We start from the raw sequence: 11,283 nt of genomic DNA on the forward strand, positions 1-11,283 counted from the left end.
GCTCAAACCGGAGGTATTCTTTGCTGATTAAATTAAAGAAAGAACGAACGCATCAGGAGGATCGTCGTCTTGCCCTCTGGCTGGCGACCTCCGCGGGACTGCTGAATGCCATTGCGCTGGGCGCGTTCGGCTTTTTTCCCTCGCATATGACGGGTAATACCTCGCAGTTATCCAGCGAAGTTTCCTCCACCGATCTCAGCGATATTCTTTTCTTTGGCGCCATTATTCTGTCGTTTGTCTCAGGCGCCATCGCTGCGCGGATTATTGTTATCTGGGGGATTATCCATAACGTCAGGCTGGTATTCAGCCAGGTTCTGTTTGTTGAAGGGCTATTACTGGCCGGGGTATCCCTGTACGAAATGTATTTTCACTCCTTCGCCACGAATCAGGAGATTATTATTTTCCTGTGCGGGTTGATGGGCATTCATAATTCCACCTCCACTCAGCTATCCGGCGGTCGGGTGAGATCCACGCACATCACCGGCACGCTGACCGATGCGGGCATTTCGCTGGCCTCCGTTATGGTCGCCATGCTGCGCCGGGATTACTCCAAAGATACGGCCGCGCAAAAGAGTCAGCTCAAGACCCATTTAACTACCCTTTTCTCCTTTATCAGCGGCGGGATCGCGGGGCTGATCCTGTTCAGAGCGTTTGGATTCCACGCAATGCTGGCGCTGGGCCTGATGCTGGTACTCGTTGCCGCCTTCTCTCTCGTCCGCATCTCGTGGCGGGTACGCAAGGTGCGCGCCGCGCTCAGTCGTCAGGTTTAATCAGCACGCCTTACGTGACGTTGTCACCTAAGGCGTGCTTCTTTAAGACTATTCTGCCTGCCCACTGACAGCCCTTATGCCATAAGGCTTCACTCAGGTTGTCACTAATTTCATAGGGTTACTGTTTTACCCCCTTCGCTGGAACCCTTCCGTTTCGCTTGCTATAGGTGAAGTACCCCTGCCGAAACATGGCATAACAACAGGCAACCGGTGGTTGCTATAACGCATGCGCACAGGGAGACACACCGCAATGCACCCATTACTTAAACGTTCGCTGCTTTTTGTCGGCGCGATTATCGTGGTTCTCGCTCTCCTCACCTGGGGAATTGGACTGGAGACGATTAAGGCGCGCCAGGTTGACCTGATCTACCTCGGGCAACAGCACCTGATTCTGGTCTTTTCATCAATGTTCTTTGCCCTGCTGGTGGGCATTCCAAGCGGTATTCTGCTGAGCCGTCCGGCCGCGCGTGGTATCGCCGAATATGTGATGCAAATCTTTAACGTGGGCAACACCCTGCCGCCGCTGGCCGTTCTGGCGCTGGCGATGGTGGTGATTGGCATCGGTGATAAACCGGCCATTATCGCCCTCTTTCTGGCTTCCCTGCTGCCGATTGTGCGTAACACCTATGCCGGGCTGTGCTCTGTTCCCGCGTCGTTGCTGGAAGCGGCAAACGGCATCGGCATGACCAAATGGCAGCGCCTGCGTCAGGTCGAACTGCCTAACGCCTGGCCGGTGATGCTTTCCGGTATTCGCATTGCCACTGCGATTAACGTCGGTACCGCACCGCTGGCATTCCTGATCGGCGCCAGCAGCTACGGCGAGCTGATATTCCCGGGGATCTATCTGAATGACTTCCCGACGCTGATCCTGGGCGCGGCGGCCACCGCCCTGTTCGCCCTGATTCTGGATACGCTGCTGGCGGCGCTGGGTCGGCTACTGAGCCCGCATCTCGCGCGATAATTATAACAAGGAGCTTCTATGAGACTGTTTTCCGGCCTGACGGCGCTGTGCGCCGCCGCGCTCTTCACCAGCCAGGCGCTCGCCGCGCCGCTGATCCTGGCAACCAAGAGCTTTACCGAGCAGCACATTCTCTCGGCCATGACCGTGCAGTATCTGCAAAAGAAAGGGTTTCAGGTACAGCCGCAGACCAATATTGCAACGGTGATTTCCCGCAACGCGATGATCAACAAGCAGATTGATATGACCTGGGAGTATACCGGCACGTCACTGATCATCTTCAACCACATCAACAAACGCATGTCGCCGCAGGAGTCATACGAGACGGTGAAACGCCTCGACGCGAAGCACGGTCTGGTGTGGCTTAAACCTGCCGATATGAACAATACGTATGCCTTTGCCATGCAGCGCAAGCGCGCCGAGGCTGAACATATCAATACCATGTCTGAAATGGTGGCAAAGATTGAGCAGATCCGTAAAACCGATCCGGATAACAACTGGCTGCTGGGCCTTGACCTGGAATTTGCCGGGCGCAGCGACGGGATGAAGCCGTTGCAGGCGGCCTACAACATGGAGCTGGACCGCCCGCAGATCCGCCAGATGGATCCGGGCCTGGTCTATAACGCGGTGCGCGACGGGTTTGTCGATGCGGGGCTGATCTACACCACCGATGGGCGCGTAAAGGGCTTCGATCTTAAAGTGCTGGAAGACGATAAAGGCTTCTTCCCGAGTTACGCCGTGACGCCAGTTGTTCGAAAAGACACGCTGGAGGCTAACCCGGGACTGGAGGAGGCGCTGAACACCCTCTCAGCCCAGCTCAATAACGACGTTATCACCGAACTGAATAAGAAGGTGGATATCGACCATCAGTCACCGCAGCAGGTCGCCCGTGATTTCCTGCGTAGCAAACAGTTGCTGTAGGAGGCGCTATGGAGACGATTCACTATATTCTCGACAACTGGGACTATCTCTTAACCCTGACGCTGCAACACCTGTGGCTGGTGGCGCTCGCCGTCGGCCTGGCGATTGTGATTGGCGTGCCGCTGGGCATTTTAATTGTCCGCCATAAATGGCTGGCAACGCCGGTGCTGGGGATTGCCACCATTGTGCTCACCATCCCGTCAATTGCGCTTTTCGGCCTGATGATCCCGCTCTTTTCGCTGATCGGTCAGGGCATTGGCGCCCTGCCCGCGATTACGGCGGTGTTCCTCTATTCGCTGCTGCCGATTGTGCGTAACACCCACACGGCGCTCGACAGCCTGCCGCCGGGCCTGCGAGAAGCGGGACGCGGCATCGGCATGACCTTCTGGCAGCGTCTGCGCTGGGTGGAAATCCCGATGGCGCTGCCGGTGATTTTTGGCGGCATCCGCACCGCCGTGGTGATGAACATTGGCGTCATGGCGATTGCCGCCGTGATCGGTGCGGGCGGGCTGGGCCTGCTGCTGCTTAACGGTATTGGCGGGAGTGATATTCGTATGTTGATTGCGGGCGCGCTGATGATTTGTCTTTTAGCGATTGTGCTCGACTGGTTGCTGCACCGTTTGCAGGTGGTACTGACTCCGAAGGGGATTCGATAATGATAAAACTGGAAAACCTCACCAAACAATTTTCACAGAAACACGGCCAGACGTTTAAGGCCGTCGACAACGTCAACCTGAACGTGCCTGAAGGGGAAATGTGCGTGCTGCTCGGCCCGTCCGGCTGCGGGAAAACCACTACCCTGAAGATGATCAACCGTCTCATTACGCCAAGCAGCGGGACGATCCTGATTAACGGCGAAGACACCAGCGGAATGGACACCGTGACCCTGCGCCGCAACATTGGCTACGTGATCCAGCAGATTGGCCTGTTCCCGAACATGACCATCGAAGAGAACATTACCGTCGTGCCGCGCATGCTGGGCTGGGACAAAGCGCGCTGTAAATCCCGCGCCGAAGAGCTGATGGATATGGTGGCAATGGATCCGCATAAATTCCTTCACCGCTATCCGCGCGAAATGTCCGGCGGTCAGCAGCAGCGTATCGGCGTCATCCGCGCGCTGGCAGCGGATCCTCCGGTCCTGCTGATGGATGAACCGTTCGGCGCGGTCGACCCGATTAACCGAGAAGTGATCCAGAACCAGTTCCTGGAGATGCAGCGCAAGCTGAAAAAGACCGTGATGCTGGTGAGCCACGATATTGACGAAGCGCTGAAGCTGGGCGACCGTATTGCCGTCTTCCGTCAGGGACGTATCGTGCAGTGCGCCAGCCCGGACGAGCTGCTGGCGAAACCCGCGAATGAGTTTGTCGGCTCGTTTGTTGGTCAGGACCGGACGTTGAAACGCCTGCTGCTGGTCTCGGCGGGCGACGTCACCGACCAGCAGCCGACCATTACGGTACGCGAATCGACGCCGCTGCCGGAGGCCTTCGCCACCATGGATGACAACGATATTCGCGCCATTACCGTGGTTGATGAGCACGGCAAACCGCTCGGCTTTGTGAAGCGCCGCGAAGCGCGTAACGCCAGCGGCAGCTGCGGGGATATTCTGCATCCGTTCCGCATGACCGGTAAGGCCGAGGATAACCTGCGCGTGGTGCTTTCTCGCCTGTATGAGAGCAACACCAGCTGGATGCCGATTGTGGACGAGGACGGACGCTATAACGGCGAGATATCCCAGGATTATATTGCGGAATATTTGAGCTCAGGGCGTACGCGCCGGGCGTTGAATATTCATAGCGAAACTTAATCACCAGGACCGAATCGAGGGCTATTAAAACATAATAGCCCTTCGTGCCGCGTAATCATTGTTCGCTAGTAACGTTATTGAATTCTCCTACCAGCGAAGCTCTGACGTTGGCATGAAGGTTACAGACCTCACGCTATCCGCTACGTCATAGTTAATTTGCATACTGGTAGGAATATCGTAATCCTTTACTTCATAAAGGTCTGTCCAGCCATAATCCTTATTCATTACAGTGTAAGGAGGCGCACTTCGTAGAGGCTCACCAAGATTTTCATTAACCCATTTGCGTGACATAGACACCTGCAAAGGTGCTGGTAGTTCATTAGGGAATGTCCAACTGGACGCAGGTTCGTGCTGAATTCTGAGTGTGACAGATTTCAATATCCGTCCCTCCCGCCAGAAAGAAAGAAAAATTCCTTCCTGGGCCATTTCGAGATTAATGGTTGGCGTTCCAGAAGCTCCCTTTGGTGGAGACTTATACGGAATTAAATCCTTATCAAGCATATATTGATAAGATTTACCCAGACTATTTATCAGCGCTTCAACGTTTACCGTCATTTGTACAACCCCGTTTCACTGTTTATTTTATGAATTTTTACCCTTGCTTCTTCGATCTGGATTTCGGTTGCTCCATGCTCTTTCAATGCCGGTTTTATGGCATCCAGATTGCGGTCAACTGCTGCCCTGAGGTTCCTCGAGTCAAGCTCAATTTGTTTAGGCGTATTACGTCCACCATATGTCTCGCTTATTTTTTGATGCATCTCTTTCGGGATCACGATGGCAGAAACTTTATCAGTCAGCGAAAGTATTTCGTCATCGTCTAACAACGGATAATTAGCTCTCAGATATGCATCAACAGCAGCTCTTGACGGCATATGATCTGCCTCATAAATCCCCTGCCGCGAACGGCGTTTAAAGTCACTGTATAATTCGACCTCCAGAAACTCCACCGGCGGTTTGCTCAGGTAGATATAAATCGGCGGCAGGTCAGGGAACGGCAGGATCAGAATGTAATCCGCGAAACTCTTTTCCTCCAGTGCCGGGCTGGTGGTCGCCGTTATGCCGGTGTTATTGGGTAGCGGGTCCACAATCACCGGGTTCGGCAGCACCGGCCGCGCCTGGTTGCCGGTATTCCACGGCTTTTTCTCGTCCGTTCGATCAGGCGTCCAGACGATGGTTATGCGCGGTTCTGCCTCGGTGGTGAAGATGTACGCCTGCTGTCTGCTGTCATACTCCATTTTTCTGACGCGCACACTGTCCCGGCCAGGTGGTGTGTGCCAGCCATGCGGCACCGGGTTCCCCCTGCTGTCGTTCTCCCACGTATAGCGAATACGGCTCGGGGCTTCACGCATCTGCTCCAGGCGCATACGGTCGATAAAGTCCTGTTCGCCGTCATTCAGCCTGCCGGGCATCATCCCCACCAGCAGACCTGCCACAGGTGCACCGGGTCCGGCAACAGCGCCACGCACCGCCCAGGTGCCGTAGGTCAGCGCCCTGCCGCTTATCAGCTCCAGTAGGCTTGCGCCTGCCGTGGCCGCCTGCGCCCGTGCAGCAGCAGACGCGGCAGCAACGGCGGCCTGGTAATCCATCTCCTCATGGTTACCGTTCCACCAGCGCCAGAGAGCGCTGCGCTTCTTCGGTTTGGGGATATTTTCAGGCTTTTTCTTTTTAGCGGTCTGTGCGTACTGCGGGACGTCTGAATCGCTGGCGGGCATGGCGTGATAAAATGCCATATCGGCAAAATTAGTGTGGGGCTCGCGCTGGTCACCGGCATCATTGCAACCCTCACCACGCAGGCAGGATTTTGCGAATACCCGGTTGCGCTCCCTTTCCTCCTCCCTGCGTTTTTCTTCGGCCTGCTTTTCTGCTGCCAGCCTGGCGGCGTGTTCTTCCCTGGCAACGTCAACCGGGTCTCGTCCACGTCCCAGCCACTGACCTGCCGGGGCTATCACCCGGTTCGAACCAGGCGGACAACCACAATGTACTTCGGACCCATGAACGGCTACAGGTACGCCGTGAAAACTTACGCGCGGCTCACCTGATACAATGACGCCCTGTTTCCCGCATCTGGGGCAGGGAGTGGTTTTATCACCTACCCGGAGTATCCTGCGGCCAAATTCAGTGCTGTCCGTGATGGAAGCAATACATCTGGCGCCGGTGGTTGTCCTGTCATTTTCGAGCGCCTGCCCCCGTCCATAATTATCGGTACGGTATCCCATTGGTACACATTCTCTATCCCTGGAAAAATAGATCCAATTTTATCACCGCCGCCTTCAGAGTAAAAATGTTTATTTTCAATATGTTAAACATTGAAGCATCCTTGAGATTAACCTGCATTTATTAAGCTAACAGCACTTCTGTTTATTCCCTTCCGAATCCGCACGCATACCTTTTGCTAACCTCACGTTTTCCCATCACAATATTGTTTTGTCCTCATTTAATTGCGACCCATGCAACGTCTTAATGCTTACCCCGACATCCGCGTGATGTTGCGCCGACTCCTGATCGCTTCCATCATCGGCGTGCTGGCGGCGCTGGCCGTTGCGGTGTTCCGCCACAGCATGTATCTGCTGGAGTGGCTATTTCTCAGCAACGAAAGCGGAAGTCTGGTGAACGCCGCAGCCGCGTTATCGCCCTGGCGGCGGGCGCTGACGCCTGCGCTGGGTGGTCTGGCCGCGGGAATGCTACTGTGGGGATGGCAGCGCATGACGGCACAACGTCCCCACGCCCCCACCGATTATATGGAAGCGCTTGAGACCGGTGACGGCCACTTTGATTACGGCGCCAGCCTGGTGAAATCCCTCGCGTCGTTGCTGGTGGTCGCCAGCGGCAGCGCCATCGGCCGTGAAGGCGCCATGATCCTGCTCGCCGCCCTCGCCGCCTCCTTTTTTGCACAACGTTGTACGCCGAAATCCGAATGGAAACTGTGGATCGCCTGCGGTGCCGCCGCCGGGATGGCCAGCGCCTATCATGCGCCGCTGGCGGGCAGCCTGTTTATCGCAGAGATCCTGTTTGGCACGCTGATGCTGGCCTCCCTCGGCCCGGTGGTGATTGCCGCTGTAGTGGCCCTGCTGACCACGCGCCTGTTAAGTCCCGGCGCGAATACGCTATATGATGTCCATCTCAGCGAGATGCTTACGGCGGTGGATTATTTCCTGATCGTTGGCGTGGGTCTGCTGGCTGGCGTTTGCGGCCCGCTGCTGATGTGGCTGATGGCGGCCAGCCACAGGCTGTTTCTGCGTCTCAAACTTTCACCGCCGTGGCAGCTGGCGCTGGGTGGTCTGATCGTCGGGCTGCTGTCGCTGCTGACGCCGAAGGTATGGGGGAATGGCTACAGCGTGGTTCAGGCGTTTTTGCAGTCGCCGCCGCTGCTGTCGGTGATTGCTGGCGTCTTTATTTGCAAGCTGCTGGCGGTGCTGGCAAGCAGCGGGTCCGGCGCGCCGGGAGGCGTGTTCACGCCAACCTTGTTCGTCGGTATAGCAACGGGAATGCTGTTTGCGCAGATCTTTGCGCTGTGGTTTCCTGGCTCTGAGACGGCGATCCTGCTTGGGCTGGCGGGTATGGCGACGCTGCTCGCCGCCACAACGCATGCGCCAATCATGTCGGCCTTGATGGTCTGTGAGATGACCGGGCAGTATTTTTTACTACCCGGTTTGCTGGTTGCCTGTGTTGTGGCGTCGGTATTATCGAGAACGCTACGCCACGACTCGATCTACGGCCAGCATACCGCCGAAAGCCGAGAGATCGATATAGTGCGTTAATTCGCGCTGCTCGGCGCGGGGCAGATAAGGCAGTTCGCCTACCAGCGGGCCAGGCAGCTTTTTGCTCAGCACGTCGATGATTTCAGCGTAGTGCGCAAGGCCCGGGTTAATACGGTTCGCCACCCAACCAATCAGCGGCAGGCCGTCATTAGCGATAGCCTGCGCCGTCAGCAAGGCATGGTTGATGCACCCTTCCTGAATGCCCACGACCATAATCACCGGCAACTGCTCCTGCACCACCCATTCGGAAAGGGGACGTAAATCGTTCATCAGGCTGCGCCATCCGCCGGTCCCTTCAACGACCACGTGGTCAACCTTTTCACTCAGATTTGCCAGGCCATCAGAAAGCAGGCTGTAGTTGATCAGCCCACTGTGGGCGACGCTGCTTTCCTCTTCGCTTAAGGCGATAGGATTGACGGCATCATAAGGCAGTTCCAGAGACGAGACGCTTTGCAGAACCAGGGCATCCTTATTGCGCAGCCCTTCTGGCGTCTCTTTACTGCCTTTTGCAACCGGCTTGTATCCTGCAACGCGTTTACCGCTTGCCGCCAGGGCCTGGAGTAACGCGCGGGATACGACTGTCTTCCCGACAGACGTATCCGTACCAGTAATAAAGAAACGCTTAAGCATGACTCATTCCACCTCTTGGGTATGCTTCAAAAAATATAAACCAGGTAAATAATTCAGTGGGGAAAGTCTACGGGAAGCGTGCGCTACCCGGCTTGAGATAGCGCAATTTTTCGTACATCTCTGGAAAAGAGTTAGCCCTGAAGCAAACGAATCAGTAACGAGCCGTTGTACATCGCATCTTTTACCAGCGCGGCGCCAGCCATCGTGCCCTGGTTGGAAAATTGCGTACTTTCGACCACGATGTTTTTACTGTACGCGGGAAGCGCCTGCTGATTGATGCAGGCGGAAATCGCCGGAAAGAGGATATCCGCCGCCTGGCTGAGCGGGGAGCCGATCAGTATTTTTTGCGGGTTAAACAGGTTCACCATAATGGCCAGAATGCGCCCGACATTATTGCCCACGCCGGTAATGATATCCTTCGCCAACAGATCGCCCTGCCTTGCCGCAGCGCACAGTGCCTCAACGCTCAACGGCTGACCGTGCAGCGTGGAGCTCATCGACTGGCTGAGCCGCACCTGCGCCAGCTCCAGCACGCTTTCGACGCTGGCAATCGTCTCCAGACAGCCATGGTTACCGCAGTAGCAGCGTTTCCCATACGGATCGACCTGCGTATGGCCGATCTCCACCAGGCTACTGCTGCCAGCATGCAACAGACGCCCGTCGGTGATCACACCTGCGCCAACGTTATGATCAATCACCACCTGAATCACGTCGCGCGCGCCCCGGGAAGCGCCAAATAACGCCTCCGCCATCGTCCAGGCGCTGATATCATGCTGAATGTAGACCGGCACACCGGTGTGGTTTTCCAGCACGTCGCCCAGCGGCATCTCTTTGACGTTTTCATAAAACGGCATGCGGTGCACAATGCCATTTTCGGTATCAATAATTCCCGGCAGGGTGATCGCAATCGCCGTTAAACGTTCAAGACGCTGCTGGTGACGAATAAAGAACTGGTCGATGTGGGTCAGAATGGCATCGAGAAGTGGTTGCTCTGCATTAAGCGGGAGTTCCAGCCGGTCCTCCACCACCAGCTTGCTGCTGAGGTCGCGCAGCGCGAGGAAGATTTCCCCGCGGCTAATCCGCAGCGACAGGTAGTGCCAGGCTTCCGTTTCCACCACCAGCCCTACCGCCGGACGGCCACGGCTGCCCGGCTCCTGAATTTCTGTCTCCTGAACCAGATGGGCTTCCAGCATTTCGCGGACAATCTTGGTAATACTGGCGGGTGCCAGTTGTGCCAGGCGCGAAAGATCGATACGCGAAACCGGACCAAGCTGATCAATCAGGCGATAAACGGCGCCCGCGTTGGTCTGCTTGATCTGATCGATATGCCCTGGCTGACTATCAGCAACCACCTCGTACTCCCTTATTTTCGAGCTTCGAAATAAACTGAGGGCTATGGTGAAGCACTTCAATGGCTGACGTCAAATTTTTACTTAGCCATGTGATTTACTGCACATTTTCGCCCACATTTCCCTATAAATAACGCCCGTGAGAAGCGGTAATTAATTGTTCTTTGAAACGCTGTGCCGCATGGCTCTGTTCATGATGTTTAGACCACACCAGCCACATCTCTGAGACTGCATCCTGCTCGGCTATCTTCACCCAGCGCATTTCCGCCAGTTGTACCCGTTTAAATGAGGCCGGGAGAATCGATACGCCAAGCCCTGCGGCAACGAGACCAATGATCGTCATGGCTTCCCCCACCTCCTGCGCGATAGTCGGGACAAGTCCATATCGCCGCATCAGACCAAGAATATCGTCATACAACCCGGTACCCACCTGTGGGTCAAAAAAGACAAACGGCTCTTTCGCCAGTTCAGCCAGCGAGACGCTGTGCTGCGCGGCGAGCGGATGATCACGGGGGATCATCGCCATCAGCGGTTCGCGCAGGATCACCTGCCACGCCAGGGTATCAGGCAACTGCGTGTTACGCATCAGCCCCAGGTCGAGCGATCCTTCGTTAAGCGGCGCTATCTGCTCCCGGGTATTTATTTCGCGCGTCTGAATATGCACATCCGGAAAATTACGGCGAAACGAGGATAAAGTTTCCGAAACAGCGCTGATAAAGGGGGCCGATGAGGTAAACCCGATGCGCAGCTCCCCCGTCTCCCCAAGATAAAGCCGTTCCGCTCTGGCGGCGGCGTCCTCCACCATACTCAGGATCTGTCGGCTATCGGCGAGAAACTGTTTTCCCGCCGCCGTCAGGCTCACGCTGCGGTTGGTTCGCGCCAGCAGACGCGCCCCGACCTGCTGCTCCAGGATCTGGATCTGCTGGCTTAGCGGTGGCTGAGAGATATTCAGCCTTGCCGCCGCACGACCAAAATGTAGCTCTTCGGCGACGGCGACAAAATAGCGTAGGTGGCGCAGCTCGATATTCATATTTATAAAGTATCATTTGAGATTATTAATATATTAGACAGAATATTTTACATTTTCCTACCC

General features: G+C 55.8%; 11 protein-coding genes. 6 read left to right on the forward strand and 5 right to left on the reverse strand.

Features of this window, described 5'->3' with window-relative positions:
• The first annotated feature begins 20 nt into the window (after window positions 1-20).
• The 5 genes from ACNQ0W_RS08960 (at window position 21) to osmV (ending at window position 4,453) form a co-directional block, all read left to right on the forward strand.
• Complete coding sequence (locus tag ACNQ0W_RS08960) at window positions 21-770, forward strand: YoaK family protein (protein WP_116329884.1); 750 nt, start codon at window positions 21-23, stop codon at window positions 768-770.
• Window positions 771-1,020: 250 nt separating this feature from the next.
• On the forward strand, window positions 1,021-1,731 hold the full coding sequence (osmY, locus tag ACNQ0W_RS08965) for an osmoprotectant ABC transporter permease OsmY (protein WP_047719422.1): 711 nt from the start codon (window positions 1,021-1,023) through the stop codon (window positions 1,729-1,731).
• An 18-nt stretch (window positions 1,732-1,749) separates the two neighbouring features.
• Window positions 1,750-2,649, forward strand: a complete 900-nt coding sequence (gene osmX / locus ACNQ0W_RS08970; RefSeq protein WP_017694085.1) for an osmoprotectant ABC transporter substrate-binding protein OsmX — start codon at window positions 1,750-1,752, stop codon at window positions 2,647-2,649.
• Between the two features lie 8 nt (window positions 2,650-2,657).
• Window positions 2,658-3,305, forward strand: coding sequence for an osmoprotectant ABC transporter permease OsmW (gene osmW / locus ACNQ0W_RS08975; RefSeq protein WP_022647970.1), 648 nt, complete (start codon window positions 2,658-2,660; stop codon window positions 3,303-3,305).
• Complete coding sequence (gene osmV / locus ACNQ0W_RS08980) at window positions 3,305-4,453, forward strand: osmoprotectant ABC transporter ATP-binding protein OsmV (RefSeq protein WP_062932622.1); 1,149 nt, start codon at window positions 3,305-3,307, stop codon at window positions 4,451-4,453. The genes osmW and osmV overlap by 1 nt, the downstream gene beginning before the upstream one ends.
• 87 nt (window positions 4,454-4,540) lie before the next feature.
• Here osmV and ACNQ0W_RS08985 read toward each other — a convergent pair whose 3' ends face one another.
• Both ACNQ0W_RS08985 and ACNQ0W_RS08990 read right to left on the reverse strand, forming a co-directional pair.
• The gene (locus ACNQ0W_RS08985; protein WP_062932621.1) at window positions 4,541-5,008 is read right to left on the reverse strand and encodes a DUF6392 family protein; all 468 of its coding nucleotides are present in this window, start codon (window positions 5,006-5,008) and stop codon (window positions 4,541-4,543) included.
• Window positions 5,005-6,669 (reverse strand): S-type pyocin domain-containing protein, encoded by a 1,665-nt coding sequence (locus tag ACNQ0W_RS08990; RefSeq protein ID WP_074135685.1) that lies wholly within the window; start codon window positions 6,667-6,669, stop codon window positions 5,005-5,007. The genes ACNQ0W_RS08985 and ACNQ0W_RS08990 overlap by 4 nt, the downstream gene beginning before the upstream one ends.
• A 231-nt stretch (window positions 6,670-6,900) precedes the next feature.
• Between ACNQ0W_RS08990 and clcB the strand changes: the two genes are divergently transcribed.
• On the forward strand, window positions 6,901-8,211 hold the full coding sequence (gene clcB / locus ACNQ0W_RS08995; protein WP_062932619.1) for a voltage-gated ClC-type chloride channel ClcB: 1,311 nt from the start codon (window positions 6,901-6,903) through the stop codon (window positions 8,209-8,211).
• On the opposite strand, the gene bioD is transcribed toward clcB, so the two are convergent.
• The 3 genes from bioD to ACNQ0W_RS09010 all read right to left on the reverse strand — a co-directional run bounded on the left by bioD (window position 8,146) and on the right by ACNQ0W_RS09010 (window position 11,220).
• Entirely contained in the window at window positions 8,146-8,841 is a 696-nt protein-coding gene (gene bioD, locus ACNQ0W_RS09000) for a dethiobiotin synthase (protein WP_062932618.1), read from the reverse strand. The two genes, clcB and bioD, sit on opposite strands and share 66 nt — an antisense overlap.
• 131 nt (window positions 8,842-8,972) lie before the next feature.
• Window positions 8,973-10,193, reverse strand: coding sequence for a sugar metabolism global transcriptional regulator Mlc (gene mlc / locus ACNQ0W_RS09005; protein ID WP_003857451.1), 1,221 nt, complete (start codon window positions 10,191-10,193; stop codon window positions 8,973-8,975).
• A gap of 121 nt (window positions 10,194-10,314) precedes the next feature.
• Window positions 10,315-11,220, reverse strand: a complete 906-nt coding sequence (locus ACNQ0W_RS09010; RefSeq protein ID WP_062932617.1) for a LysR family transcriptional regulator — start codon at window positions 11,218-11,220, stop codon at window positions 10,315-10,317.
• Window positions 11,221-11,283: the final 63 nt, after the last annotated feature.

The organism is Enterobacter cloacae complex sp. 6730903 (assembly GCF_048283985.1).
GTDB lineage: Bacteria > Pseudomonadota > Gammaproteobacteria > Enterobacterales > Enterobacteriaceae > Enterobacter > Enterobacter hormaechei_C.